The 25,176-nt window shown below is 60.7% G+C and carries 23 protein-coding genes; 8 read left to right on the top strand and 15 right to left on the bottom strand.

Annotated elements, in window-relative coordinates; genetic code table 11:
* Positions 1-31 precede the first annotated feature (31 nt).
* Positions 32-754: a LamG domain-containing protein gene (locus tag ACFQDI_RS10285; RefSeq protein WP_377166139.1), complete on the top strand. Its 723-nt coding sequence runs from the start codon at positions 32-34 to the stop codon at positions 752-754.
* A 49-nt stretch (positions 755-803) separates the two neighbouring features.
* Positions 804-1,235 carry a DUF5069 domain-containing protein gene (locus ACFQDI_RS10290; protein WP_377166141.1) on the top strand — a complete coding sequence of 144 codons (432 nt, stop codon included), beginning with the start codon at positions 804-806 and terminating at the stop codon, positions 1,233-1,235.
* A gap of 4 nt (positions 1,236-1,239) precedes the next feature.
* Here ACFQDI_RS10290 and ACFQDI_RS10295 read toward each other — a convergent pair whose 3' ends face one another.
* The 8 genes from ACFQDI_RS10295 to ACFQDI_RS10330 form a co-directional block, all read right to left on the bottom strand.
* Entirely contained in the window at positions 1,240-2,409 is a 1,170-nt protein-coding gene (locus tag ACFQDI_RS10295; RefSeq protein WP_377166143.1) for a hypothetical protein, read from the bottom strand.
* Positions 2,410-3,101: 692 nt separating this feature from the next.
* A complete protein-coding gene (locus ACFQDI_RS10300) occupies positions 3,102-4,574 on the bottom strand; it encodes an NADH-quinone oxidoreductase subunit N (protein ID WP_377166145.1) in 1,473 nt (490 codons plus the stop codon).
* Positions 4,575-4,581: 7 nt separating this feature from the next.
* Positions 4,582-6,042, bottom strand: coding sequence for a complex I subunit 4 family protein (locus tag ACFQDI_RS10305; RefSeq protein ID WP_377166147.1), 1,461 nt, complete (start codon positions 6,040-6,042; stop codon positions 4,582-4,584).
* A gap of 12 nt (positions 6,043-6,054) precedes the next feature.
* On the bottom strand, positions 6,055-7,941 hold the full coding sequence (nuoL, locus tag ACFQDI_RS10310; protein ID WP_377166149.1) for an NADH-quinone oxidoreductase subunit L: 1,887 nt from the start codon (positions 7,939-7,941) through the stop codon (positions 6,055-6,057).
* A gap of 9 nt (positions 7,942-7,950) precedes the next feature.
* Positions 7,951-8,268 (bottom strand): NADH-quinone oxidoreductase subunit NuoK, encoded by a 318-nt coding sequence (nuoK, locus tag ACFQDI_RS10315; protein WP_322279491.1) that lies wholly within the window; start codon positions 8,266-8,268, stop codon positions 7,951-7,953.
* Complete coding sequence (locus ACFQDI_RS10320; RefSeq protein ID WP_377166151.1) at positions 8,265-8,843, bottom strand: NADH-quinone oxidoreductase subunit J family protein; 579 nt, start codon at positions 8,841-8,843, stop codon at positions 8,265-8,267. The genes nuoK and ACFQDI_RS10320 overlap by 4 nt, the downstream gene beginning before the upstream one ends.
* Complete coding sequence (locus tag ACFQDI_RS10325) at positions 8,843-9,388, bottom strand: NuoI/complex I 23 kDa subunit family protein (protein ID WP_377166153.1); 546 nt, start codon at positions 9,386-9,388, stop codon at positions 8,843-8,845. The genes ACFQDI_RS10320 and ACFQDI_RS10325 overlap by 1 nt, the downstream gene beginning before the upstream one ends.
* Positions 9,389-9,563: 175 nt before the next feature.
* Positions 9,564-9,962 (bottom strand): hypothetical protein, encoded by a 399-nt coding sequence (locus ACFQDI_RS10330; RefSeq protein WP_377166155.1) that lies wholly within the window; start codon positions 9,960-9,962, stop codon positions 9,564-9,566.
* A gap of 217 nt (positions 9,963-10,179) precedes the next feature.
* Between ACFQDI_RS10330 and ACFQDI_RS10335 the strand changes: the two genes are divergently transcribed.
* On the top strand, positions 10,180-12,492 hold the full coding sequence (locus ACFQDI_RS10335) for a hybrid sensor histidine kinase/response regulator (protein WP_377166157.1): 2,313 nt from the start codon (positions 10,180-10,182) through the stop codon (positions 12,490-12,492).
* A gap of 49 nt (positions 12,493-12,541) precedes the next feature.
* Positions 12,542-12,982 carry a hypothetical protein gene (locus ACFQDI_RS10340; RefSeq protein WP_377166159.1) on the top strand — a complete coding sequence of 147 codons (441 nt, stop codon included), beginning with the start codon at positions 12,542-12,544 and terminating at the stop codon, positions 12,980-12,982.
* On the opposite strand, the gene ACFQDI_RS10345 is transcribed toward ACFQDI_RS10340, so the two are convergent.
* The 3 genes from ACFQDI_RS10345 to ACFQDI_RS10355 are packed head-to-tail and all read right to left on the bottom strand — an operon-like array spanning position 12,983 to position 16,182.
* The gene (locus tag ACFQDI_RS10345; protein ID WP_377166161.1) at positions 12,983-14,167 is read right to left on the bottom strand and encodes a sialidase family protein; all 1,185 of its coding nucleotides are present in this window, start codon (positions 14,165-14,167) and stop codon (positions 12,983-12,985) included.
* Positions 14,168-14,173: 6 nt separating this feature from the next.
* Positions 14,174-15,418, bottom strand: a complete 1,245-nt coding sequence (locus tag ACFQDI_RS10350; RefSeq protein WP_377166163.1) for an MFS transporter — start codon at positions 15,416-15,418, stop codon at positions 14,174-14,176.
* Positions 15,419-15,423: 5 nt separating this feature from the next.
* Positions 15,424-16,182: a creatininase family protein gene (locus ACFQDI_RS10355; protein WP_377166165.1), complete on the bottom strand. Its 759-nt coding sequence runs from the start codon at positions 16,180-16,182 to the stop codon at positions 15,424-15,426.
* A 72-nt stretch (positions 16,183-16,254) separates the two neighbouring features.
* Here ACFQDI_RS10355 and ACFQDI_RS10360 point away from each other — a divergent pair, with 72 nt between their 5' ends.
* Positions 16,255-17,814: a phospholipase D-like domain-containing protein gene (locus ACFQDI_RS10360; protein ID WP_377166167.1), complete on the top strand. Its 1,560-nt coding sequence runs from the start codon at positions 16,255-16,257 to the stop codon at positions 17,812-17,814.
* A gap of 9 nt (positions 17,815-17,823) precedes the next feature.
* Here the strand turns inward: ACFQDI_RS10360 and ACFQDI_RS10365 are convergent, their stop codons facing one another.
* Together ACFQDI_RS10365 and ACFQDI_RS10370 are read right to left on the bottom strand one after the other, a co-directional pair.
* Positions 17,824-19,074: an SGNH/GDSL hydrolase family protein gene (locus ACFQDI_RS10365; protein ID WP_377166169.1), complete on the bottom strand. Its 1,251-nt coding sequence runs from the start codon at positions 19,072-19,074 to the stop codon at positions 17,824-17,826.
* Between the two features lie 58 nt (positions 19,075-19,132).
* The gene (locus ACFQDI_RS10370) at positions 19,133-21,079 is read right to left on the bottom strand and encodes a RecQ family ATP-dependent DNA helicase (protein WP_377166171.1); all 1,947 of its coding nucleotides are present in this window, start codon (positions 21,077-21,079) and stop codon (positions 19,133-19,135) included.
* A gap of 201 nt (positions 21,080-21,280) precedes the next feature.
* On the opposite strand from ACFQDI_RS10370, the gene ACFQDI_RS10375 reads away from it, so the two are divergent.
* The gene (locus ACFQDI_RS10375) at positions 21,281-21,457 is read left to right on the top strand and encodes an energy transducer TonB family protein (protein ID WP_377166579.1); all 177 of its coding nucleotides are present in this window, start codon (positions 21,281-21,283) and stop codon (positions 21,455-21,457) included.
* Positions 21,458-21,580: 123 nt separating this feature from the next.
* Positions 21,581-22,822, top strand: a complete 1,242-nt coding sequence (gene pelA / locus ACFQDI_RS10380; RefSeq protein WP_377166173.1) for a pectate lyase — start codon at positions 21,581-21,583, stop codon at positions 22,820-22,822.
* A gap of 63 nt (positions 22,823-22,885) precedes the next feature.
* Here the strand turns inward: pelA and tig are convergent, their stop codons facing one another.
* Positions 22,886-24,235, bottom strand: a complete 1,350-nt coding sequence (tig, locus tag ACFQDI_RS10385) for a trigger factor (protein ID WP_377166175.1) — start codon at positions 24,233-24,235, stop codon at positions 22,886-22,888.
* A gap of 227 nt (positions 24,236-24,462) precedes the next feature.
* Between tig and ACFQDI_RS10390 the strand changes: the two genes are divergently transcribed.
* Positions 24,463-24,873 carry a hypothetical protein gene (locus ACFQDI_RS10390; RefSeq protein WP_377166177.1) on the top strand — a complete coding sequence of 137 codons (411 nt, stop codon included), beginning with the start codon at positions 24,463-24,465 and terminating at the stop codon, positions 24,871-24,873.
* 6 nt (positions 24,874-24,879) lie between these two features.
* Here ACFQDI_RS10390 and ACFQDI_RS10395 read toward each other — a convergent pair whose 3' ends face one another.
* Positions 24,880-25,176, bottom strand: a complete 297-nt coding sequence (locus tag ACFQDI_RS10395) for a Smr/MutS family protein (protein ID WP_377166179.1) — start codon at positions 25,174-25,176, stop codon at positions 24,880-24,882.

The following is a 25,176-nucleotide window of genomic DNA, read 5'->3' on the forward strand; positions in this document are numbered from 1 at the left end:
ATGGATGCTGCGGTTTCGTTTCCACCGCTCCATGAAACACACCTCCCTGCTCACCCTGATCCTCGCCCTGGCCGCCTTCGGCATCCGTGCCGAGGACAAGCCGCTCCTCGCCATCCCTGGCAAGGTCATCTATGAAAACAATCTCGCCTCAGGAGCCGGTGCGCCGTGGAAGGCCGCCAAAGGCAAATGGGAGGCCGTGGACGGCGTGCTGCATGGCTCTGAGCTGGAAGCCGACAAGCACGGCGCGGTGATCCGGCTGCCCAACAAGCTGAAGGATTTCGTCATTGAGTATGAGTTCAAGTTTTCCGGTGCCAAGACCACCAGCCTTTCCATCAATGCCATCAAGGACCACATGGCGCGCATCATGATCACGCCAAAGTCGGTGACGGTACAGCGCGACGACAACGACCATGAAGGCCCGGACAAGGCGGTGGTCTTTGCCCGCTTCCCCGCCGAGCTGGGAGAAGGCTGGCACAAGGTCCGTCTGGAGATGGTGGGGGACAAGATGCTGGGCAAGGTGGACGACCTCGTAGCCTGGGGTGCCAATGACCTCTTCCTCACGGAGAAGGCCTCTCCTGGCTTCACCGTCAGCGGCCAGTCGGTGGACTTCCGCCATTTCAGCCTCAAGGAAGCCACCCTCAATCCCGGCTGGGATGCCGTGATGGGCACCCTGCCCAAGCCTGGCGAGAAAGTGGCCCCTGTGGCCAGACCTGCCGCCAAAGGTGCTGCCAAGGCCAAGAAGAAGGCCGAGTAAGCCTGCCAGCCTGCATTGACTTGCCATGCGCCCATTGCTAATGAGGCGCATGGCATTTCCCATTCGTTCCCCTCGTGACATGGTCGGCGGCATCATGGTCTTTGGCCGCATCCTGGACAAGATCCGCCTCTTCGACAAAGAGGGCAGCCTGCCTGAGGGCTACCACCTGGGCTACCTGTCCGGGAGCCGCACCTTTGACGAGCGCGTGTGCAAATTCCTCGGCGTGGATTTTTATGAGCTGACGCAGCGCACGCTGGCCGGTGGCACCGACGAAGAGATCCTGGAATGGTGCTGCCAGAACGGCAACCGCCCCACAGCCGAGCAGATCGAAATCTGGAACGGCTTCATGCTGAAGCGTGGCTGGCGCGATGCGGCCAGCGAAGGCCTGATCAAGCAGCGTGCCGAGGCCGGCCTCGCGCACCGCGAAGATCTGGTGACCTTCTTTGACATGATGGATGTCGAGGAAGGCCGCGCGCCGTGATTCATCAGAATCCGCGTGGTGCCATGGAGTAGAGGCCCAGGGTCACATCATAGGCATCCAGCATGGCCATGCGCTTGAGCTCGTGGCCCGCGCCCCAGGAGTCGGTGAAGAGGATCTGATTTTTAGCGAGGTTGTAGCCGATGATCATGCGCATGTGCCCGCCGCTGATCTGCCCGCCGGCGGGCAGCGGAGGCTCCTCGGGCTTCTGCCCCAGGAAAAGCCCCCAGAGCAGAGGGACGCCTTTGTCGGTGTATTCCTTGACGATGGAAAGGAAGGCTTTCTCGGAGACACGGCGCTTGCGGCCGTTTGTGTAATACAGCTCGGGATTGATCAAGGGCTTGAAGGTGACGTTGAAAGCGCCGTCGATTTTGGCGAGGCTCTTCTGCATGGTGGTGATGTCCGCGCCACTTCCTGCATCGACGCTGACGAGCTTTGCCATCTCGTGCTGGTCACAGGGGATGCGCATGTACTCAAACAGGCGCTGGCAGCTCGCGGCGACGCAGTAGCCTTTCTGGCCCTGATCCACCATCGGCACGCCAGAAATGTACACATCGCCCTCCGGGGTCTTTTTGATTCGCTGGAGCAGCTCCATGCGCTGGACGCCTGTGGCCATCTTGCCCATGCTCCAGTCCGCCTGGTTGGGTGCGGCAAGTTTCAGACGCAGGAACTCGGGCTTCGTGACCTTGCCGGGTGTGTTGTACTCGTTGTATTCGAGAAGCGCAATGCCGCCCGGGGACGTCCAGTTCCAGCCTGTGACTGGCAGCGCGGCATTGGAGGACAAGATCTGACGCTTGGGAGAGACCTTCATCACCTGGCCGAGGTTTTGACCAATGAGTTTGAAAATGCGGTCGAATTCCGTCGTGGTGATATCGCCCGAGTCGCCGCGATTGTAGAAGGAGATGGTGGCACGCGCGGCTTTGCCGTTCACAAACTCCAGAATGGCCTCCTCGACATTGATGGAGCCGCCAAACATGGTGAGCTTTGTCTCCACATTGCTGAACATGTGGCGGGAGAAACGGGCGCGGTCTTTGCCGGCGCTCATCCATTCGAACTGGGGAGGCTTCGGCTGATCGCCCTGATCATTTGTCTTCAGCACATAGGTCTTTTCCAGCTCGGCAGGGGTCCACAGCCATAGGGCGTTAAAGTTCAGCAGGGCATCCAAATCGGCTGACAATACCGGCAATTCAACAGGCTGGTTTTCCACCGTGGGCTGGGGCGGGGGAGGCCCGCTGCCAAAAGGGCTTTGAATTGACAGACTCATGGAGGAAGGACCGACATTGTAACTGACCGTGTATTTAGGATGCACCCAATGCGGTCCCTTCCAAACAATGCTGGCACCGGGATCTTCGTTGGGATTTGAGTCTCCCGTTTTTTGTGCCAGAAAGATGTCCAATGCCTCCAGCTTTTTCTTTGTGACGTTCTTGGTGCTGAGCACCAGGCTTACAGAAGGTCTGAAAGCAGAGAAATAAAACATCATGCGTTGGACCTCGAAAAGGCCTCCGAAAACAGTGTTCTCCAAAAGCCCGCCACTCGCAGCGTGCACAAACACAAGGCTTCCGGATTTTTCTGTTCTTACGCTATAGTTGGGAGGCTTGCTCCGATCCTTCCTGTGAGCGTCCAAAAAGTCGATCAAGTTTTGCTGCGTCAAAGCCAGTGGATCAGACCAGTCGATCAAATCATCAAAGGATGCAGGCGAGGGCTTTGCGGCCTGTGCGATGGCTGCATCCTGAAAGGCCAACCATGTGAGCAACACCATGCCGTTAAGCAGCCGCGATTTCATGCAGCTCATTTATCTGACCCGGCCTGCTTCTGTCAATGCTTATTGGCAAGACACCCCGTCAATCCACCTACAAATCTTCCTTCCCATCACTTCGCCACAACAGCGGGCCGATCTGATATCAGCACCTTCTGCAACGGCTTGGGATAGACACCAAGGATCAGGATACCGAGAGCCAGCGCACCAGCGACGGCTTTGGCGGGACCGGAGAAGGTCAGCGCGGGGACGTCGGTGCCTTCGGTGGTGTACATCGCGAGGATGGTCTTGAAGTAGTAGTAGAAACCGGCGGCGGCGGCGATGATGGCGCAGATGAGGGCGCCCCAGCAGCCGTGGTCAGCCAGGCCAAGGAAGACGAAGAGCTTGCCGAGGAAGCCTGCGGTGAGCGGCAAGCCAGCCAAGGAGGCAAAGGAGAGAGTCATCAGCAAGGCGAGAAGCGGATTGCGCTTGGCGAGGCCGGTGAAGTCCTTGATGTCCTCGCCAAGGCCGTTGGCACGCATGAGGCCTAGGCCGAGGAAGCCGAGGACGGTCATGGGCAGGTAGGTGGCAAGGTAAAAGGCCACGACGCCTCCGGAGGAGAGACTGAAGCGGGCGCTTTCACAACAGGCCAGCGCGAGGAGCAGATAGCCCGCGTGTGAGATACTGGAGTAAGCGAGCAGGCGCTTGACGCTGGTCTGGAACATGGCCGGCAGGCTGCCGAGAAGAACGGTCAGCGATCCGATGACGAGAAGGAGTCCCTGGATCTCACTGCCGATGATGGAGCCTTCGGCCATGAAGGCTTCGAGAGCACGGGTGAGGACGACGAAACCGGCGGCCTTGGAACCCACCGAGAGGAAGGCCGTGACAGGTGTGGGAGCGCCCTGATAAACGTCCGGCACCCACATGTGGAAGGGAGCGGCGGCGACTTTGAAACCGAGGCCGCAGAGCAACACAGCGGCACCGAAGAGTGCTGCCGTCTTGCTGGTGGCAGGATTGGCCAGCGCCTTGGCGATGCCATCAAAGCTCATCGTGCCGGTGGCGCCGTAGATCCAGGCGATGCCATAGACGAGCACGCCGGTGGAGAGAGCGCCGAGGATGAGGTATTTGACCCCTGCTTCGAGGCTGAAGGCGCTCTTGCGGGCAAAGGCGACGAGCACGTAGAAAGAAACGGTGACGAGCTCGAGCGCCACGAAGACAGTTACCAGGTCACGGGCGGACGCCATCCACATCATGCCGGTGCAGACGATGAGCGGCAGGCTGAACATTTCGGCCAGCTTGCCGTCCAGCGTGAAGCGCGTGAGATACGGCGCACATTCCAGCGTGAGCCAGAGCACAAGCATGGTGATGACCAGCGCGAAGCCCTTGTAGAACAGGGCGAGGCTGTCGAGCTGATGCCAGGGCTGGATGAAGCCGGGGAGGCTGGCGGTGTCATGCGGCACGACGAGGAGCAGAATGAACGCGAGCGCGGTGCCTGCGATGGCCGTGAGACCGAGTGTGCGGCGGGAGATGGCGGGATTGAAGGCCTCGAGCAGCAGCAGTGCGAGTCCAAGTGTGGCGAGGCCGGCTTCGATGGTGAAAACGCTCATGGCAGGACTACAGCGCGGATTTCATGAGGTTGAGCAGCAGCCATGGGCAGCAGCCGGTGACGAGCAGCGTGGCGGCAAGAATGATGAAGGGCACACGCTGTGAGAACGCAGGATCAATCATGAACAGGCCGGTGGCAGGACTGCCGTGGAAGATGCTGCGGTAGGCGCGCAGCATGTAAACAGCGGACATCACCACGCCCCAGAGCGCCAGGATGACCGTCCACTGGAGACTGGTGAGGGCGCCCGATTTGAACTCAGTGAAGTTGCCGATGAAGATCAGGACTTCTCCGGCGAAGTTGGTGAGGCCGGGCAGGCCGATGGAGGCAAAGGCACCAAAGGCAAAGAGAACTGTGAAAGCAGGCGCATGCGTGGCGAGGCCTCCCAGCTTGTTGTATTCCAGGGTGCCCAGCTGATTGCGCATGCGGCCGCAAAGGCCGAAGAGCAGAGCGATGGATATGCCGTGCGCAAACATGAGGATGACCGCGCCTTTCAGAGCGATCTCCGTCCCAGCTGCGATGCCGAGGAAGATGTAGCCCATGTGCATGACGCTGGAGTTTGCCAGGGTGGCGTCGAGACGGCCCGCGTGGATGGTGACGAGGCCCATGACGAGAATGTTTCCGAGCAGCATCACCAGCAGCGCATTCTGCACCCACTCCACATGGGCACCCTGAGGGAGCAGCGGCAGCGCAATGCGAATGAGGCCATAGAGGCCGAACTTTTTGAGGACGCCAGAGTGAAGCATGGCGACCGGAGTGGGCGCGGTGGCATAAGCAGGCGCAGCCCAGCTATGGAAGGGAAAGAGACTGACGAGGGAGCCAAAACCGAGCAGCAGCACAAAGAAGATCTGCGCCTGCTTCGCATCTGGCAGAGGCGTGAGCCTGGCCTGGCTGCGGAGGGCTTCGAGGTCAAAAGTGAGCTTGGAACCACCGCTGAATTCGAGCACCAACCAGACCAGACCGGCGAGCAAAACCAGGCTGCCAGCACCGAGATAGATGGTGGCCTTCCAGGCAACGGCCTTGCGCTGGGCGGGCTCGGCACGGCCATGAAGCGCGATCATGAGGAAGGTGGGGATCAGCGCGAGCTCATGGAATGCGTAGATGAAGAAAACATCTGTGGTGAGGAAAGCGCCCAGTGCGCCGCCACCGATGAGAAGCGAGGAGATGAAAAAGATCGGCGGACGATCTTCAATCTGCCAGATGGCGGCCAGCATGACCAGCGAGGTGAGCAGCGCGAGGATGATGGAAACACCATCTGCGCCGACAGCGAAACTGAGCGAAGGATTTTCAAGGATCTGGCGCGAGTGGGTGAAGGCCAGGCCTGTTTTGCCCCAGTATTGCCCGGCCGTGTACAACACCAGCACGAGATTGACGAAGGTGGCACCAAGCGATGCGGCGCGGGCAGGCGCACCGAGCCAGACCGCCAGGGCGGCGAGCAGCGGCAGTGCGATGATTAGTTCAAGAACGCTCATTCAGTTTCTCCATCAATGGCCCAGACGGGGCAGCACAAATACGACCAGATAAATCACTCCAATAACTCCTCCGCCCAGGAGGAAGGTGTAGCCCTGCATGTGACCGCCCTGCAGCATGCGGGTGGCGGCACCGAGACGGGCAACGATGGCTGTGGGCAGACGGGCGATGAGGCCATCAACAAGCACACGCTCCAAGGCGGTGACGATCCACGCCAGGCGGTCCTGGCAGATGCGGACGATAACGGTGTAGATCTCGTCAAAGTAGAACTTGTTGGCGAAGAGCTTGATGCTGAGCGGGTCTTTGTCCTTGCCGCGATAGAGGTAGATCGCGCCGCCGGTGCCGATGAGGAAGGCCAGGATGGACGCAGCCAGCACGGTGGTATGCGGAGGCTCATGCGCAGGCTTGTAAGCCTGCAGGGGCGTGGCAAAACCATCCCAGGCCGAAAGAACCGAGAAGACCGCCAGAAGCACCAAGGGGAGCAGCATGATGAGAGGCACCTCGGTGGCGTGATGAGCAGAGTCGGTGCGAGGCTTGCCGAAGAAGGCGATGATGACGAGCCTCATCATGTAGAATGAGGTCAGGAGAGCCGTGAGCGACGCCGAGTGGAAGAGGATGCTGCAGCCGCTGTCATAGGCGGCGCCGAGGATCGCTTCCTTGCTGTAGAAACCGCTGGTGATGTATGGAAGCCCCATCAGCGCCAGGGTGCCAATGAGGAAGGTCCAGAAGGTGACGGGCATGTGCTTGCGCAGACCGCCCATCTTCCAGATGTCCTGCTCGTGGTGGCAGGCATAAATGACAGCACCGGAGCCCAGGAAGAGCATGGCCTTGAAAAAGGCGTGCGTGTAAAGATGGAACATGGCCGGGTGACCCGGGTTGGGGCCATGCAACTGATGCCCATGCTGAATGTGCATGGCCACGGCACCCACAGCCATGACCATGTAGCCGAGCTGGGAGAGCGTGGAGTAGGCAAGAACGCGCTTGATGTCGTTCTGCTGCGTGGCCATCAGGGCGGCCATCAAGGCGGTGAAGGCACCGATGCCAGCGATGATTTCCGCCGCGAGCGGAGAGGCCTCGATGAGGAAGCTCACGCGGACCAGCATGTAAACACCCGCGGCGACCATGGTGGCGGCGTGGATCAGAGCGGACACCGGCGTGGGGCCTTCCATGGCGTCCGGCAGCCAGACATGAAGGGGGAACTGTGCGGACTTGCCCACCGCCCCGAGGAAGATGCACAGGGCCGCAGCCGTGGTGAAACCGGCATGATAGCCTGGAGCGCCAACTCCCAGCGGGCCGCCGGTGGCGAAAGCGGTCTTCAAGTCGTCAAGATTCACGCTCCCCCCATTGGCACCAAAGAGCAGCAGGATGCCGATCATGAAACCAAAGTCGCCGATGCGGTTGGTGAGGAAGGCTTTTTTGCAGGCTTCGGCGGCGCTGGCTTTCTGATACCAGTGGCCGATGAGCAGGTAGGAACTCAGGCCGACGAGCTCCCAGAAGATGAACATCATGATCAGGTTCCCTGCCAGCACGATGCCGGTCATGGAGAACATGAAGAGGGACAGAGCGCCAAAGAAGCGGGGCTTTGCCTCGTCATCCTTCATGTAGCCCAGCGAGAAAATGTGCACCAGCATGCCGATGAAGCTGACGATGAACATCATGCCACGGCTCTGCTTGTCGATGAGGACGTCGATATTGGCATGCAGATGACCGATATCGAGGAAAGGCAGGAGCATCTGCACCTTGTTGTCATCCGCCGCAGCCAGAAGGAACAGGCAGGCAATGAAGGAGATGATCGAAGAGCCGACCGAGATGAGAACAGCCGCGCCTTTAAGCTGGCGATGACCGAGGAGGATGACGAGCGCCGAAAAGAATGGCAGCAGAAGGATGATGCTGGCGTGCATGCGGGCGCGTTATCCTTGAAGTTTGGTGACGGACTCCACATCCACGCTCTGCTTGGAGCGGAAGAGAGCCACGATGATGGCCAGCCCGACGGCCACTTCAGCGGCAGCCACGGTGATGGTGAAGAACACGAGCGACTGCGCGGTGTAATCCGGCAGGCCGTTGACGAGATGGAAGCGGGAGAAGCCGACCAGCGCGAGATTGGCGGCGCTGAGCATCATTTCCAGGCACATGTAGACAATGATGATGTTTCTGCGGGCAATGACGCCAGCAAGCCCCAGCGCGAAGAGCATGCCGCTGACGACGAGATAGTGGCCGAGAGTGATCATGGGGCGCTCCTTTCGCGTTTGCTGAGAACGACGACACCGATCGTGCCGACCAGCAGCAGCAGGCCGACCACCTGAAGGTGGAAGCCATACTGATCAAAGAGGGTGAAACCGATCAGCTTGGCGTCCGGGAGAGTGCCGGCCTTGAGATCGTTCGTGATGGTGGGGAGTGCCGCCTTGCCCAGCTTTCCAGCTGCTTCAGCCAGCTCAAGAGGGGCACTCTGAGCGCTTTTCCTGGCGAGGTCTGTGCCGCCAGCCACAAGAACAACCTGCAAAGTGAGCAGCGCAGCGAGCAGCACGCCGGAGACGATGGCTGGCAGGTTCAGGCTTTTTCCTTCCTCCGTCTTGATGTCCAGCAACATGATGATGAAGAGGAAAAGCACCATCACCGCGCCGGCATACACGAGAATCTGAATGACCCCGATAAAGTAGGCATCCAGGCTGAGGAAGAGAGCTGCCAGACCGACAAAGCTGGCCGCGAGAGAAAGAGCGCATGTGACCGGGTTGCGTCCGGTGACGACCAGGAAGCCGAAGCCCAGGGTGATCAATGCGAAGAGATAGAAGAGGAGCGGGGGCATTACTTGAGCTCGTTCCACTTGTTCACCAGCCCCACGCGCTGGCCGCCGATTTCATAGAGGCGCTTTTTGTTGTGCACCATCTCCTTGCGGGAGAGACCGGTGATGGCGTAGTCTTTGCGCAGGAAGATGGCCTGCTCTGGGCAGACCTCCTCGCACATGCCGCAGTAGATGCAGCGAATCATGTCGATGTCGAACTCCTTGGGCCGCTTCTCGACCTTGGCCCAGGGATCGTCACTGGGGATCTCTCCGGGGATGATCTTGATGGCCTTGGGTGGGCAGATGAACTCGCAGAGCTGGCAGCTCACACAGCGCTCGCGGTCCTGCTCGTCCGTGACGAGAGCGGGGGCACCGCGGTAATGGGCGGGCAGATGCTCGTCCCACTTCTGCTCCGGGTACTCCATGGTGACCTTGGGCTTGCTGCCGGCGATCTGGAGGAAGGTTTTGATGCCATGGCCAATCGTGATTTTCAGCCCTTTAAGCAGCGTGGATATGAACCAGCGTTCATGCCAGGCAAGTTTTGGACGTTGTACAGTGATAGTGGCCATGTATGAGCAGGGAACCGCAGGAGAGTCGGTTTTGATTATCCGAACGTCCCGCAACGCAGCAACCGCTATTTGTGAAAAATTTCACAAGGTCGGGCCGAAGGCGTCAATAATGCTCAAAAACACGCCTGGAAGGGCTAGGATGGGAGGCGAAAGCCCGAAAACTCCCCTCTGGAGGCTATTTTGAGCCCGGGGCGTCTGCCTTTTTGGGGGCGGATTTCTTTTTGGGCGGGGTCGTTTTTTGAAATCCCGCCTTCGCATAGGCCACCATTTGGGCAAAAGTCCCCTCCCCGACGCCGTCTGCACTCACCACGTTGACCACATCTGCCAGAGGACGAACTTTCTGAATGGCCTTGGCGCGGACCTCTCCAATGCCGGGGATGGCCATGAGCGCCGCTTCGTCTCCCTGGTTTAGCAAAGTCAGAAGCTGGGCCCTCTGCTCTGGTGTCAGCGTTTTGGCAACAGCCTCCACTTTGGCCGAAGGCTTGGGCGGACTTTTCTTTGGCTGCATGGTGTCAGCAGCAGAGAGCGAGAGGCTGAAAGCCAGGACGGCAAGGAGCGTGAAAAGGCGCTTCATAAGATAGAATGATTAAACAACCCCGGAAGTTTATTAAAAGAACAGGATTGATGGCGAGAACAATTTTTACCGATGCCTTCTCTTTGATCGAACGGCCTTGCCAGAAGCGCCCGACCAAGCGCCATTTTGACACATTCTCAACATTCAGATAAAAGGAGTTAGAATTCCTATGGCGTTTCTAATTCATATCGGTTAGAATAGTTTCACTAACGGGGAAATGACCAATTCTGACCGCATTCGAATCTTAATCGTCGAAAACGAGGGCCTTGTGGGCTGTGACATGGCCACAACCCTTGGCAAACTGGGGTATGTGGTCGTGGCGATCTGCTCCTCCGGGGAAGAAGCCTTGGAGCGGCTGGATGAGTTTCGCCCGGATCTGGTGCTGATGGATGTGCACCTGGCCGGGCAGCTGGACGGCATCGACACCGCGCGTGAGCTGCAGCGCCGCAGCCGTGTGGCCATCGTCTATGTCACGGCCTGTGCAGACCTGGACACCGTGGCCCGTGCGCGCCAGACGCACCCGCACGGCTACCTGCTCAAACCCTTCAATCACGATGAACTGCGCCTGGCCGTGGAAGTGGCTGCGCAGCGGCATTTTGAGGAAAACGAGCGTCTGCGCCGTGAGCAGAGCTATTTTGAGGCTTTCCAAAGCCTGGCGGATGGCGTGATCGCCGCGGATTTGTCTGGAGGTGTGGTTTTCATGAACCCCTCCGCTGCGCGAGCCACCGGCTGGAATGCCCAGGAAGCCGTCGGCCGCTCCCTGAATGAAGTTTTTCGCATCTATCAAAGCACGGGCGAGCCGGCGGAGATCCTCTCCGCGGAAGCTGCAGCGCACAGTGCGGAGCGCACGGTCTATCTCACCACCCTGGCGGGCGAACGCATCCCGATCCAAGACCGCACAGCTCCGCTGCGTGATGCCCAGGGGCACCTGACGGGACTGATCATTCTCTTCAGGGCCAGCGCGGTGCCAGCACCGGTGGAAGCCACGGGAATGCCTAACCGCAGCACGGCGCCGCTGGTGGACGTGGTGGAGAGCATTTCAGACCCCTTGTTTGCGCTGGATGCCCGCTGGCGTGTGACGTATGCCAATGCGAGCGCCCTGCGGCTGTTTGACCGCAACCTGCAGAACATGCTGGGCCTCTCGCTGTGGGACATCATGCCCAGCGCCACCCGGGAGCTGCATCATGAGGCCTTTGCCCATGCCATGCTGCACCGCGAGACGGTGAACCGTGAGCTTTACCTAGACGAAAAGCAAATCTGGCTGGAGCTGCGCGGCTACCCCTTTGGGGAAGGGCTGCTGCTGCTGGTGCAGGATGTGACGGCCCGGCGCGAAGAAGCCGAGCGCCGGAACCGCATCGACCGCCTGGAATCCCTGGGCCTGCTCGCGCGCGGCTTTGCACACGATTTCAACAATCTGCTGACCGTGCTGCTGGGCAACATCTCACTCGCGGAGATGCGCCTGCGCAATGCCATCACGCTGCCGGAACTGCACACGGCCAAGCAGGCCACGCTGCAGGCGCAGAATCTCGTGCAGCAGCTGCTGACCTTCGCACGCGGCGGAGCGCCGATCAAAACACAGCTCCGCCTCGGCGACCTGATCGAGACCTTCTTCATGCATCACACGCGTGCCAACCGCGTGGAGTACCGCCTGGAGGTGCAGCCCGGCCTGCCGCAGATCGCGATCGATGGCGCCCAAATCCGCCGCATGCTGAGCAATCTCATCCGCAACGCCGAACAAGCGCAGCCGGATGGTGGTGAGATCACCGTGCGCTGCTTCGCGCCTGATCATGCCGAGATGTTTCCAGGCGAAATGGTCACCGACACGAATTTTCAGCCGTCCGGACTTGCCATTGAAGTGGAGGACAAGGGCGAGGGCATTCCGACAGAGCACCTGCCGCATATTTTCGAGCCCTACTTCAGCACGCGCAAGGCTGACAACGCGACGGGCCTGGGCCTGACGGTCTGTGAATCCATCGCCAAAGCTCACGGGGGCTCGCTGACCGTCAGCTCCGAGCAGGGCAAGGGGACCACCGTGCGCTTTTACATGCCGCTGGACTCCGACGGCGAAGAGGCTGACGCATTTGGACTGAGCAAGGTGTTTGATGCGCCGCCGGAGCTGAGCGCGGTCAATCCGCGCATCCTGGTGCTGGAGGACGATCCGCTGGTGCGCTCGCTCATCGTGCGCAATCTCACCGGCAACGGATTTGACGTGGCCGAGAGTTCCGAAGGCAGTGAAACGGTGCGCATGTATCAGGAAAGCGTGACCCAGGGAAGGGCGTTTGACCTCGTCATCCTCGATCTCAGCATTCCCAATGGCATGGGCGGTGTGCGCGCGATGGAAAAGCTCCGAGCCATCGACCCGGATGTCTTTGCCATCGTTTCCAGCGGCTACTCGGACGACCCGGTGATGGCCAATCCTGCCGCCTATGGCTTTGCCGCCGTGCTGCCCAAGCCCTACGAACCAGCGGACATGCTGCGGCTGGTGCGCAACATCCTGGCCACGCGGGGCATCCGCCGCACTTCATCGTAGGAAAGACGGCCCGGATTGACAACCGGACCAGGTTTGAGAAAGAACCTGCATGCGCGAACAGGACCTCCTCGACAAACTTGCCAAGATCGAGCGCCTGTATGCAGGCGCGGCCACGCCGGGGGAAAAGGAGGCGGCGGCAGATGCCCTGGCACGCATCAAGCGCCGCATCGGCGAAGCCGCCAGGGTGGAACGGCCCATCGAGTACAAATTCACCCTGACCGACGGGTGGTCGAAAAAACTCTTCACCGCCCTGCTGCGCCGCTACGAGCTCAGGCCGTACCGCTACACGCGCCAGCGCCGGAACACTGTCATGGTCCGCGTGCCGCGCAGCTTTGTGGAGGAGACGCTGTGGCCGGAGTTTCTGGAGCTCAGCAAGGTGCTGCAAACCTACCTCGATGAAGTGACCGAGCGTGTGATTTCCAGCGCCATTCACGAAACCCAGGACGGCGAGGCGGAGGAGGAAGTGGTGGAGGGCGAGTATCTGGAATGATCAGTCCCGCCAAAGGATGCGGGCGGCATAGACGCTGTTGTCCGCGCCGTACTTGTTGCCGGGCTTGATGACGTAGTCCGGGCCGTTTTTCTGCATCCACTCGGCCACGGTGACCCAGGTCTCGTTTTCACTGACTTCACAGATGCCGAAGTTACCGAGGCGTGCGCCGCGCTCGGGCACCAGAATGCGTTCGGTTTCGCGCTTCACGGTGAGCATGTCTTTGTCCACCTCCGCCATGAACAACGGGGCGCGATGGCGGAAGACGTGGTCGTTATGGGCGCCTTTGCGGGTGTAAACGAGATAGAGACGGTCCTTGTGCGCCACCCAGTGCTGCTGGGTGTTGTAGTTTCCCAAATCGCCGCCGTCGCTCCAGTCCCAGCGTTTCGGCGTGCTGAAGTGCAGGCCGTCGCCGCTGCTGCACACGTATCCGGCGGTATCGTTGCGCAGAGTGAGGTAGAACTTCCCGCCGCTGCGGATCAGGGAAGGCTCATACACACCGCGCCCGGATTCCAGAGCGATGTCATTTCCCTGCTCCAGAAAGCGCAGTGTGCTGCCGTCAAAGCTGCAGCGCAGCACGGTCACACGGTAGTATTTGTCTCCCTGGCCCTTGAAGTAGATGGGCAGCAGAATGTCTCCATTTTCCAGGTCCACGCGCTGCACGCAGCCCGCGCCTGCGTTGTAAAACTTGGGATCTGCGGGCATGGCGAGCGTGGCCCAGGGAGACCAGGTGTTGCGCTGGGGATCATAGACGGAGAAGCAGGTCTCACGCGGACGCTCGTGAATGACCTTGTCGTCCGAATAGCGCACTGTGTGGCCGATGCCGAGAAGCTTGCCGAATTTGGCGTGCCACTTGGGAGTGAAGTCACATGCCGCCACGATGACGCCGCTCGCTTCTTCACGTCGGCCCAAGGTGTCCGTGTTTTCGACAGGCTGCGTCCAGGTGCGGGCCATGTCCGCTGTGCTGACGTGGTTCAGCGCGTAGAACACATCGCTGCCGGTGAGCAGCAGCTTCTGCATCGTCAGCACTACCTGCGGCGTGCTGCCGGGGATGGCGCCTGCGCGCGGGTGCACCCAGCACGTCTTGCCATCGTAGCCCTGGGTGATGGTTTCGAGCTTCAGATCATACGGGTCGGCAGCGTGAAGCGCTGAGGCGACCAGGAGCGCAGGGAGGAGGTGACGGATCATGTGCACTCAACGTGCTGACGCCGCTGTGTCCTTCGGCGTTTGCCTGTCCCACAGCAGCTTCATGGCGATGACGCCGAGCCATGGGGCGAGGCCTGCGAGCGCCATGCCGAGGTCGAAGGATTTGGTTTCGTCCACCAGCCTGCCAAAGAGCTTGTGCATGGGTGAGGACACCGCCCACACCCAGGTGCTCAGCAGGCCGGTGAGCCTGCCCACGTGCCGGTCTGAAAGCTCCTGCACAAAGCTGTAGTAGCAGGGGAAAAGCGCCAGCGCGCCGGCGCCGACGCACAGCAGCGCACCGATCAGCGGCCAGCCTTTGGGCAGCCAGAAGAGCAGCACACTGAAGGAGGTGAGCACGCACGCGCCCGCATACACCCAACGCCGCGCACCATGCGCCGAGAGGCCAAAGCGCCGCGCCAACCACAGGGAGATGAACCCCGCCATGATGCAGCCGACATCCGTGCCGATGTAGTAGGCCGAATTGAAGGCCAGCGCCTCCACCTCGGGGTAGCCACGCCCCTCCTGCATGAACTTGGGCAGCCACACGCGGAAGAGGTGCCAGCAGGTCTGCGCACCAAAGATCAGCAGCGCCAGCGCCCAGAAGCGGCCTCCGAGCAGGATATCCGACAGGCTCTCGCGCTTGGAGGGGTCGTCCTCCACCTTCACATCCAGGTCGTTTTTGCGCATGGACAGGAACCACACCACCACCCATACCAGCCCGATGTAGCCGATGGCCTCAAAGGCTCGCCGCCAGCTGGAGAGCTCGTCCGTCATGAGCCAGATCATCAGAGGCGGAGTGACCACCGCGCCGATGGAGGCGCCGCTCTGCAGCACGCTGTTGCCCATGGTGCGGTCCTTGGGCTCCAGCAGCGCAAAGGTGGTCTTCAGTGCGCAGGGCCAGTGACCCGCCTCAAAAAAGCCCAGCAGCACCCGGCACAGCAGCAGAGGCCAGTAGCCGTTTGTATGAGCCGAAGCGATGCCCATGAGCGACCAGCCGCTGAGCACCACGGGGTAGAGCCAGTAGACCTTGACCCGGTCCGCGAGAAAGCCAAACAACAGCGAGCCCACGGCAAACGCCCAGCCAAAGGCCAGCTCCACATCGCCATACTGCTCCTGCGAGAGATGAAACTCCTTCGTCACACGCGTGGCCGCATTTGCCAGCGTCTGCCGGTCCATGTAATTAATCGTCGTGGCCAGCAGCAGCAGGCCACAGAGGTACCATTTCCAAAGGGAGGAGCGAGGGGCGGCACTCATGCGGTTTATCCTTCCCAGCTCCTTCCATCCCAGGCAATGACACGCTCCAACAGGCTGACCACCGTCTCGCTGAAGCACTGGAAGAGCACCTCGCCTTTTTCCGCTGTGGCGGAGCGGGGATCTCCCACATGGCCGGGCTCGCTGCGGTCCGTCATGATCCAGCCGCGTGAGGCGGGCTCGAAGGGATTGCCAAAGGGCACGTCGTTCGTCTTGGTCAGATCGCCGACGAGTTCGGGGCGCAGACGCAGCACCATGCTGGTCTCCCATTCGCAGGCGTGGCCCATGACGCGCTGCTGGATGGAAGGGTCGCGGGTCCAGGGCTCGGCGCCGAGGTTCCAGTAGGTGGCAAAGAGGAGGAGGAGATCTTTGCGGTCGCGGTACTTCTGCCGAGTCTCAAACACCGCCTGCTTGCCGGGGATGTCGTTGCCGCCGTGGCCGTTGAGGAAGACGAGGCGCTTGAAGCCATGAGCGATGAAGTTTTCCATGAGCCCGTTGAGAAGATCGAGATAGAGGCGCGGCTCCGCCGAGAGCGTGCCGGGGAAGTCCATGTGATGGTGGGAGTTTCCCAGCCACGTCAGCGGCGCGATGAGCACACGCTCTCCCAGCGCGGCCTCGGTGCGGCGGACGAGTTCGTTGGTGAGCATGCTGTCGGTAAAGACCGGCATGTGCCGCCCGTGCTGCTCCAGAGCGGCAACGGGAAAGATGATGGGGGTGTTTTTGTCGAGAGCGGCCACTGCGGGCCAGGAGAGATCTGCCAAGAGCATGCGATTTAAACGCCGCTGGTGATTCATTTTTTGATGAACTTGCGTCTTTGTGGCGAACTGGAATCATAGCGAATGACATCGTGGCCCCGTCTGCTGGTTTGTGGAACACTCATTCTGGTCCTGGCATCCTGCGGGACAGCCGATCCCCATGCCGCCGCCCTTCCCACGGTGGGACTGGTCAGCCAGGAAACCATCGCGCATGCCTGCCGCCAGCACACGGTCCGCCGACGGGGCACGTCAGGATTTGAAATGCTGCCAGACGGGCGCGAATCTTTTACCGCAAGGCTGGCGATGGTGGAGGCTGCGCAGCGCACGCTGGATCTGCAGTACTACATCTGGAGAGACGATGTAACCGGCACCACCTTTGCCGACCGCCTGCTGGCGGCGGCTGACCGTGGCGTGAAGATACGGCTGCTGCTGGACAACACCTATGACGCCCAGGTGGAGGTCAGCTCGGCGGCGCTGGCCGCGCACCCGAACATCCAGGTAGCCTTTTTCAATCCGCTCACAGATTTGAAGGGGATTTTTGCCGGAAACCCCATCCCGGTGATCGGTGAGATCGACCGCATGCAGAGCCGCATGCACAACAAGATCATGATCGCAGACGGCACCCTTGTCATGGGTGGTGGCCGCAACCTGGGTGACACGTATTTTGGCATCCACCGTCAGCACAACATGCGTGATCTGGACTTCATCGGCGCCGGACCGGTGGTGGGCGCCGCAGCGAGATCGTTTGAGCTGTACTGGAAGTCCCCGCTGACGCGCATGGGGGACCAGGCCAAAATCACGGAGCGTGAACGTGAAAAGCTGCGCGACCTGCGCAGGCACGTGATGCGCAAGAAGCGCGCACTGGCCTCCAAAAGCGGACGCCCCTACCCGCTCGCGCTGAACCGGACAGAGTCTCTGGACATTCTGCACCAACTCGTGAACCGCATGATCTGGGCGGAATACGAGTTTGTGGCGGACCCGCCGGAGCGCATGATGCGTCAGGGACAAACCACCTCGCCGGTGTGGCGCAGCATCGAAACTGCGGTGAGAAAGTCCAGGTCTCAAGTGGTGATGCATGCCGCCTACTTCATCCCTCAAAACGACACGCTGGAGCTGCTGAGATCAGCCACCCAACGGGGAGTGCAGGTGCAGGTGCTGACGAACTCCCTGGCTTCCATCGACGGAGTGGCTGCGATGGCGGGCATAGCCAACCGGCGCGCAGGGGTGCTGGACTGCGGTGTCAGCCTGCATGAGCTCAACGCGCATGCGGCCGGCCGCAAAGACTACATCCACGCCCGCAGGCTCACTCCCCTGGGCATGCACACGAAAGGCTTTGTCGTGGACGACAGCGTCTCCTTCATCGGCTCTTACAACATGGACCCCCGCTCCAAATACATCAACACGGAGACGGGGGTGATCATCCGCAGTGCGGCGTTCGCGGCCCGCATGAAGGCTTACCTGATGAAGGATTTGCAGCCGGAAAACAGCTGGCGCGTCAGACGCGCGGCCAACGGCTCCATTCTCTGGACGGGGCAGCTTCCCAGTGGCTGGCGCTCGGTTCACCGCATGGAGCCGGATGCACCGTTGCTCCGGCGGCTGGTGTACTGCTTTTACCGCTGCCTGCCCTGGGAAGACTTTCTGTAAGCGCCCGCCTCAGCGGATCTCCTCGACCTTGATCGTGTGAGTGACGGGCTTGATGAACTTGCGCACGTTGGCGTCCTGCTTGGCGTGCTCATCGGCGAGCTTTTTCTTCAACTTTGTGAGCGCCTCGGCCACTTTGGGATCTTCGGCAGCTTCAGCGGCGATCACGCGCATATGGGTGACGAGGTTTTTGACCAGGACGGTTTCAAAGGCCTCTTTCTGGGTGATGGCGGCTGTCAGGCCGGCGAAGGCGTCATCAAACGGCGTCTTGGCGAACTCGGCGGCGAGGTTGACCCCTGCCGTGAGCTGGTCGCGGGTGAATTCCTTGCTCTGGCTGCCCCAGGTGACTTTCGCCTTGTCGGTGGCAAGATTCACCACCCGCAGCGTGAAGCGGTTGAGGTCCTCGTTGAAGCTGGTGAAAGGAAGGATGCTGCGATTGCTGCCTGCGGATTTGGGGTCTGCGTCAAACACGAAGGGCCACTTGGTACTCTCCAGCGTCACGCTGCCAAGCTGCAGGCCTTTGACCGTGTGGCCGGTGCTGGCGGTGTTGGGGCCTTTCATGTCAATGGTGATGCGGCCAATGTCGCCGTCAAAGCCGAGTGCTTTCAGGAAGGCCTGCGCCATGAGGAGCTGGCCTGCAGGTGCGGGGTGGAAGCCGTCGCCGCCAAAGGGGCCGTACTCCTTGCCAAGCGCGGCCTTCGACTTGCTAAGGGCGCTCATCATGGTGTCGTGCACGTTGGCGAAGGGCTGCTTGTTTTCTTCGGCGAGCTTTTTGGCGATGTCGCGCAGGTGGGCGAGGTTGTCGTTGTAGTCCTGGCCGGTGACGTTTTTCTTGAAGTAATCCGGGTCCACTCCGCCGGGTGAGCCGATGGCCATGGCCTTCACGCCGACTTTTTTCAGACCGTCGATCACCAGACGCATGTTCTTCTCATACTCGGCACCGACTTCGGGGGCGTAGGGCCGGTAGCTGCCGTCATTCATGCCGTAGCAGGTGGTGGCGACATTGGGATTGAAGACGGCGAGGTCGTTTTCGAGACGCGCGGCGAAACCGCCGGCACGCTCGCCGCTCCAGCCGAACTGGAACACTTTGATGTCGCTGCGACCCGTGCAGGCCAGCAGGTAGGTCTCGATGTATTTGGAATAGATCTTCTGCTCGGTGATGCTGTCACCAATGACAGCGACACGGGCGTTAGGCGGCAGGATGGACTCGGCGCGAAGGCTGACGGCGGCGAGGAAGAGGGAAAGAAGCGGGAGAATGCGCATGATGGTTGAATGGAGAGAGGTGATACCTCCGAAAAACGGGTGATCTGGCAAGAAAATCTTATCCCAGCATGGTTTCCGTCTGCGCGAGCACATCGCCAAACGGGATGCGCTCCAGCAGGCCGAAGGATTCATGCCGGCCGAGGCGCGCGCGGGTGGTGGCCGGGCTGGTGAGGCCGCACAGGAAACGGGCGAGCTGGCGGGAGCTGCGCAGCGCGGCGTGACCTTCATCCACCAGTTCACGGATGGCCGCCACATGCTGGACGGTGATCGGCGGCGGGGCGGACTGCGGAATGTCACGTGGTGCGTCGGCAGCGATGCCCTTTTCACGCTCCTTGCAGCTGGTGCAGGTGCCGCAGTCGGCAGCCATTTCTTCGCCGAAGTAATGAAGAAGCCAGCGGGTCAGGCAGCCACGGTGCCGGGCGAAGTTCAGGACCTCGTTCAAGCGCTCGACATCGCGGCGCTCGCGCTCGGCAAAGAGGTGCTGCATTTTTTTGGTGATCTCCCTGGGGTCGCGACGATTGGCGTCTTCGGCGAGGCGATACTTCTGGCGGCTGCCGCTGGGCTTGAGCTCGATATCGCCAGACTCCTGCAGCCAGGTCAGCGCCTTGAGCACGCGGTCACGTGGTTCATTGAGCTCGGCGGCGGCTTCATCCGGATTGAGCGTGGTCCATTTGGTGCCGCGTTTGCCACACTGAAACAGCCGGCGCAGGAAGGCCTGACGCTCCGGCTTGTGACCGGACAGGACGCGCTGCTCCGGCTGGATGAAGCGGAACTGATAGCTGGCGTAAAACGAGCCGAGCGGGCGCAGGATGCCATCGAGCTCAAGATTCGTGATGACCGTCTCGATGACCAGCGGGCGGATGTCCGTGGCATGGGCGAGATCGTACATGGAGACATCAAACTCCGTGCCCTGCAGCAGCAGATGATCGAGAAGCTGGCGGATGGCCTGCGGTGTGGGGGTGTCGCCAAAGGTGAAGTTTTCCAGCACGATGCAGTCGTCCGCGCAGGCGAGCAGCTCGCAGACGGAGGTCTTGCCATCGCGCCCGGCACGGCCGGTTTCCTGCGAGTAGTTTTCGAGGGTCTTGGGCAGGTTGTAGTGATAGACCGCACGGATGTCCGCCTTGTCGATGCCCATGCCAAAGGCGATGGTGGCGACGATGACATCCGTCTGCCCCGTCATGAAAGCATCCTGCGCGGCGTGACGGTGCTCATCAGGCAACCCGGCGTGATAGGCCAGGGCGTTCACGCCATTTTTCTGCAAATGCGTGGCCACGTGCTCGGCGGTGTTTTGCAGGGTGACATAGACGATGGAGGGCACCTTGCGCTTGAGCAGGAGCTTGGTAAGCACGGGCAGGCGCTGCGGCGCGGCGCAGGGCGTGATGCGAAAATGAAGGTTGGGCCGCAGAAAGGAGGTCTGCACATGATCCTCCTGCTCGATGCCAAAGGCCTTGCGAATGTCCGCAGCGACCGAGGGTGTGGCGGTAGCGGTGAGGGCGAGTACGGGCTTGATGCCGAGCTCCTTTGCCACGAGCGCGAGGCGCAGGTATTCCGGACGGAAGTTGTGGCCCCACTCGGAGATGCAGTGCGCCTCGTCCACCGCCATCATGGCGATGCGCAGGCGCTTGAGCCGCTCGACGAAGTTTTCGTTCATGAGCCGCTCCGGGGCGATGTAGAGCAGCTTCAGCGTGCCGGTGCGCATGTCGTCGAAGACCTGTGCTGCTTCATCGGCTGAGAGAGAGGAGTCCAGACGTGCGGCTGCAATGCCACGCGCACGCAGGGCCTGCACCTGGTCCTTCATGAGGGCAATGAGGGGAGAGATGACAAGGGTGACGCCCTCCATGAGCAGCGCGGGCAACTGGTAGCAGAGCGATTTGCCCGCGCTGGTCGGGAACAACGCCAGCGCGCTTCTTCCTGCGAGCAGGGACTCCATCACCTGCTCCTGCCCAGCACGAAAGGCCTTGTGGCCAAAGTGCTGTTTGAGGGCGGCGTGGAGATCGTGGGGCATGCAGCACACATGGCACGTGCGGACTTCAGCTTGCAATGCAAACCTTGCCCACCACGACTTCTTCCCATGCTCAAACATTTTACCATTTCAATTCTGCTAATGATGGCCGTCTCCGGCATGGGGTGTACCGCCCCGCAGAAGCGAGCACACTCCGCAGCTTCAAAAGCGGCACTCCCTGCAGAGCCACACCCGCCGGGACAGATGAGGTTACGCATCCAAGTTGCAGAGGATGGGACTCCGACCGCCGTTAAAATTGAGCGGAGTTCGGGATCCGACACGCTGGACCACCAGGCAATGGAGTCGGTGCGGAAGAACTGGCGCTGGCCAGCCGGCAAGGCCGGCGCCTACACAGTTCCAATGAACTTTACCTTAAAGTGATGCGGTCAGCGAACGCTGCTGCATCACAGGGCTGCGCTCCCGCCAGTCCAGGATAAGCCGACGCAATGGCGGGCATCAGAAAATACGATTCGTGCCGCAGAAAGGACCGGTTACGCTTTTTGCATGATCTTACGCTCGTTGTTCCTGCAGCTTGTGCTTGTCACCGCCGTCGTGGCCGAGGAAAAACCGTTTACGATGCTCACGGACGAACTGCTGGCCCAGCTGCCGGAGGCGAAGCGCGCGCAGTGGACCTCCCACATCTCCAAATCCCGCGAAGCCGCCGCCAGCGAGCGACGCATCCTCGCCGAGGAATGCCAGAAGGCCGGAATGGAAAAATTCGTGCCTGCCCCGGGCAACCGCAAGGAGTTTGAGTTCGACAGCGACACGCCCGCCGAGTGGTTTGGCAGCACCGAGAACCAGAAGCTGGCGGAGATCGTGATCAGCTACCAGACACCCACGGGAGGCTGGTCAAAGGCGGTCGATTACTCCCAGGGGCCACGCCAGCCCGGCACGCACTGGACGGCGCAGAAAGGCGATGCCTGGCACTACTGCGGCACCTTTGACAACCGCACCACCACCGAGCAGCTGAAATTCCTGGCAGGCGTCTTCACCGCCACCAAGCGCGAGGATGTGAAAGCGGCGCTGCTCAAGGGGCTGGACTATGTGTTTGCCGCTCAATATCCCAACGGAGGCTGGCCGCAGAACTACCCCATTGAACGCGGGTACCACGAGGCCATCACGCTAAACGATGACGCCATGGTGCACGTGCTGGAGCTGCTGCTGGCAGTGGCGAAGGGTGAGAAGCTCTTCGCCTTCGCGGACGATACCCTGAAACAGCGCGCGCGGGCAGCGTTCGACAAAGGCGTCTCCAACATCGTCGCCATGCAGGTCAAAATCGACGGCACGCCTACCGTTTGGTGTGCGCAGCACCATCCGCTGACACTGGCACCGGTCAAAGCGCGGGCCAAAGAACCGCCCTCCCTGAGCGGCGGAGAGTCCGCCAACCTGGTGAAGTTTCTCATGCGCAGCGGCCCCACCACGCCTGAAGTCGTCGCCGCAGTCGACTCCGCCATGAAGTGGTTTGAAAGCCACAAGCTCACCGGCCTGCGCAAAAGCAAAACAGCCGACGGCAAGACCGACTATATCGACGACCCGGCCTGCACCGACGTGATCTGGTCACGCTTTTACGATCTCAAAACCGGCAAGCCCATCTTTGCCGGTGCGGAGGACGGCATCGTCTATCCCACCTTCCACGAGATGGCCGTCAAGAACAAAGTGGCCTACGATTTCTTCAGCACACGCCCGAAGGAACTGATGGAGAAAGAGTCTGCACGCTGGAAACAGCGACTCGAAAAAGCCAAATAAAATGGCCAAGGCAGCTTTGCAGCCACCTTGGCCATGGATTGACCTTTGACGGGTCGCTAAGGGTTACTTGCTGTGCACGTCGCAGTGTTCCGGCTCGGGATCGGTTTCTTCAACGACGGCCTTGGATTTGATGAACTCCATGGCCTCCTGCAGGAGCAGATCTGCGCGGACGTTGTCGATGAGACCGTTCTTCTGCGCCTCGGCCATGAACTTCTTCGCGGGCATTTTCTGACGCTCGGCGATCTGGGCCAGAGCCATGGCAATCTTCTGGCCTGGGACTTCGAGGGCCTCCTTCTTGGCGACCTGCTCCAGGATGAAGCTGACTTTGACATTCTGGCGGGCCTGATTGGTGGCGCTGTTGAGGATTTCGTCCTGCTGCTTCACCAGCTCCTCTTCACCGATGCCCTGCTGCATGGCGCGCTGGGCGATTTCATTGGTGCGGCGCTGGGCTTCGCGATTCACGACTTCCTGGGGAAGCTCAAACTCCACCTTCTCAAACAGATGGGCGATGACCTGGTTGGACTTGGCGGCATCGCGGGCCTGCTCACGGCGGCGGCGGATGGCATTCTTCACTTCTTCGCGCAGGGTTTCGAGGGTCATTTCATCACCGCCGACTTTCTTGATGAGCTCTTCTGTCAGCTCAGGCACGACCTTGTTCTTCACGCCGTGGCATTTCACCGCGAGGGCGATGGTCTTGCCGCGCAGAGCCTCAAAGCCGAAGTCGTCCGCAAGGGTGATGTTGAGCGTGCGCTCATCATCCTTGGCGATGCCGACAAGGCCTGCGTAGAAGCCGGGGAGGAAATCGTCCTCTTCAGCCAGGAGGAACCAGTTTTCCTTCATCTCCTTGAGATGAGCGGGGGCGTCCGGCATGGCTTCGCCGAGTGGCTGGCCGTCCAGGCTGCCGGTGACGCTGAGCACCACGACATCACCCACGGCGGCGACACGGTCCACGTCTTCATAGGTGGCCTGGTGCTCGCGCAGGTGAAGAAGATCGTGGTCCACATCCGCGTCGGTGACTTCGATACGCGGGAGCTTGACCGGAATGCCGGTGTACTCGGGCAGCTCAAACTTGGGAGCAAGGCTCATCTCAATGGTGAAGCTGAAGCTCTTGTCCGTGTCGTGATACATCTTGTCATTCACGGCGAGGACGTTGAGGAGCTCGAGGCCTTCGCTCTTGACGGCCTGGCGCAGGCCTTCGCTGATGAGCTTTTTCTCGAGTTCGTCCTTCACCTCGTTTTCATAGCGCTTGGCGACAATGGTCTTGGGGGTTTTGCCAGGGCGGTAGCCGGGGAGGCGCACCATGCTGGCGAAGTAGGTGATGATCTCGTCACGTTCTTTACCGACACGGTCGGCAGGAACGCGGACGTGGGCGACGGCGCGGCAGTTGGGCTGATGTTCGACGTTGATGTTCATGAGAAAGAGGTTAGGGCGAGGTGTTTTCCATCCCAAAAGCCGGGCGGTGGGAGCCGCGTCCGGGCCGGAGGGGCGCGCATGATAGACAGTTTGACGGTTTTGACAAACAGAGAACGAGGTCCACGATCCAACCATTTATGCGTATTTTTCAGAGATTTGAGGTCTGGCTGCTGCTAATCGCAGGCGGAATCGCCATTTGGTGGTCGTTTGAACCGACCCAAAAGCCGATGGAATCCGGCCCTGCCGAAGCCGAAATGAGCTCAGATGCGCCCCTGGGGCTGCGCCGTTGCACACTGGAGCGTGATTTTGGCAATGCCCGGCTGGATCTGGAAGTGAGGTACAAGAATGCCAGCCCCCGGCCGCTTTCCATGCAGCCGCCAGACGTGCGCCTGCTCAACGCCGCCGGCAAGGAAGTGCCGCCTTTCATTCTCCCTGTGGAGCGCCCACCCAGCATCGAGGCACAGACCACCGGAGACATCCGCCTGCGCTTCTGGCTGGAAAAAGCCGACCTGGCCGGTACGCTGACCCTGGAAATCCGTGGCCAGAGGCTGGAGGTGAAAAACAGCACCCCTATGGATCTGGAAAAACTGGAGAATGCCAAACCCAGGGTGTGGACAAGCGCGGACTGGAAACTTTGAGTCTCTTCAGGGCTGTAAAATCACCCACGTCGCCCCCCAGGAGCCGCTCGTTTCATCGGCAGGCCAGATAAACTGCTGAACCGCAGGTGATTTCCGAAGCAGCTGATGCACGCCCATTCTGAGGGAACCGCTGCCTTTTCCATGGATGATGCGTACACGGAGGATGCCACGCTTGCGGCATTCGGCGAAGTATTCAGGCAGCAGGCTGCCGACTTCGGCAGGAAGAAAGGCATGCAAATCGAGCTCTGGACCGATGGGGTGCTCCACCACCTCGGGGATTGGTTCATCAGCGTCAGCAGGCAT

The organism is Prosthecobacter fluviatilis, from assembly GCF_042655725.1.
Taxonomy (GTDB): domain Bacteria; phylum Verrucomicrobiota; class Verrucomicrobiia; order Verrucomicrobiales; family Verrucomicrobiaceae; genus Prosthecobacter; species Prosthecobacter fluviatilis.

Excerpts from the sequence above, each read along its gene's own strand:
- pelA (WP_377166173.1), top strand. The coding sequence starts at position 21,581 with ATGATCTTACGCTCGTTGTTCCTGCAGCTTGTGCTTGTCACCGCCGTC.
- ACFQDI_RS10365 (WP_377166169.1), bottom strand. The coding sequence starts at position 19,074 with ATGCGCATTCTCCCGCTTCTTTCCCTCTTCCTCGCCGCCGTCAGCCTT.
- ACFQDI_RS10395 (WP_377166179.1), bottom strand. The coding sequence starts at position 25,176 with ATGCCTGCTGACGCTGATGAACCAATCCCCGAGGTGGTGGAGCACCCC.
- ACFQDI_RS10320 (WP_377166151.1), bottom strand. The coding sequence starts at position 8,843 with ATGCCCCCGCTCCTCTTCTATCTCTTCGCATTGATCACCCTGGGCTTC.
- ACFQDI_RS10370 (WP_377166171.1), bottom strand. The coding sequence starts at position 21,079 with ATGCCCCACGATCTCCACGCCGCCCTCAAACAGCACTTTGGCCACAAG.
- ACFQDI_RS10390 (WP_377166177.1), top strand. The coding sequence starts at position 24,463 with ATGGAATCCGGCCCTGCCGAAGCCGAAATGAGCTCAGATGCGCCCCTG.
- ACFQDI_RS10325 (WP_377166153.1), bottom strand. The coding sequence starts at position 9,388 with ATGGCCACTATCACTGTACAACGTCCAAAACTTGCCTGGCATGAACGC.
- ACFQDI_RS10305 (WP_377166147.1), bottom strand. The coding sequence starts at position 6,042 with ATGAGCGTTCTTGAACTAATCATCGCACTGCCGCTGCTCGCCGCCCTG.
- ACFQDI_RS10360 (WP_377166167.1), top strand. The coding sequence starts at position 16,255 with ATGACATCGTGGCCCCGTCTGCTGGTTTGTGGAACACTCATTCTGGTC.
- ACFQDI_RS10290 (WP_377166141.1), top strand. The coding sequence starts at position 804 with ATGGCATTTCCCATTCGTTCCCCTCGTGACATGGTCGGCGGCATCATG.
- ACFQDI_RS10335 (WP_377166157.1), top strand. The coding sequence starts at position 10,180 with ATGACCAATTCTGACCGCATTCGAATCTTAATCGTCGAAAACGAGGGC.
- nuoK (WP_322279491.1), bottom strand. The coding sequence starts at position 8,268 with ATGATCACTCTCGGCCACTATCTCGTCGTCAGCGGCATGCTCTTCGCG.
- ACFQDI_RS10330 (WP_377166155.1), bottom strand. The coding sequence starts at position 9,962 with ATGAAGCGCCTTTTCACGCTCCTTGCCGTCCTGGCTTTCAGCCTCTCG.
- ACFQDI_RS10350 (WP_377166163.1), bottom strand. The coding sequence starts at position 15,418 with ATGAGTGCCGCCCCTCGCTCCTCCCTTTGGAAATGGTACCTCTGTGGC.
- ACFQDI_RS10285 (WP_377166139.1), top strand. The coding sequence starts at position 32 with ATGAAACACACCTCCCTGCTCACCCTGATCCTCGCCCTGGCCGCCTTC.
- ACFQDI_RS10375 (WP_377166579.1), top strand. The coding sequence starts at position 21,281 with ATGAGGTTACGCATCCAAGTTGCAGAGGATGGGACTCCGACCGCCGTT.
- ACFQDI_RS10300 (WP_377166145.1), bottom strand. The coding sequence starts at position 4,574 with ATGAGCGTTTTCACCATCGAAGCCGGCCTCGCCACACTTGGACTCGCA.
- nuoL (WP_377166149.1), bottom strand. The coding sequence starts at position 7,941 with ATGCACGCCAGCATCATCCTTCTGCTGCCATTCTTTTCGGCGCTCGTC.
- ACFQDI_RS10340 (WP_377166159.1), top strand. The coding sequence starts at position 12,542 with ATGCGCGAACAGGACCTCCTCGACAAACTTGCCAAGATCGAGCGCCTG.
- ACFQDI_RS10345 (WP_377166161.1), bottom strand. The coding sequence starts at position 14,167 with ATGATCCGTCACCTCCTCCCTGCGCTCCTGGTCGCCTCAGCGCTTCAC.
- tig (WP_377166175.1), bottom strand. The coding sequence starts at position 24,235 with ATGAACATCAACGTCGAACATCAGCCCAACTGCCGCGCCGTCGCCCAC.
- ACFQDI_RS10355 (WP_377166165.1), bottom strand. The coding sequence starts at position 16,182 with ATGCTCTTGGCAGATCTCTCCTGGCCCGCAGTGGCCGCTCTCGACAAA.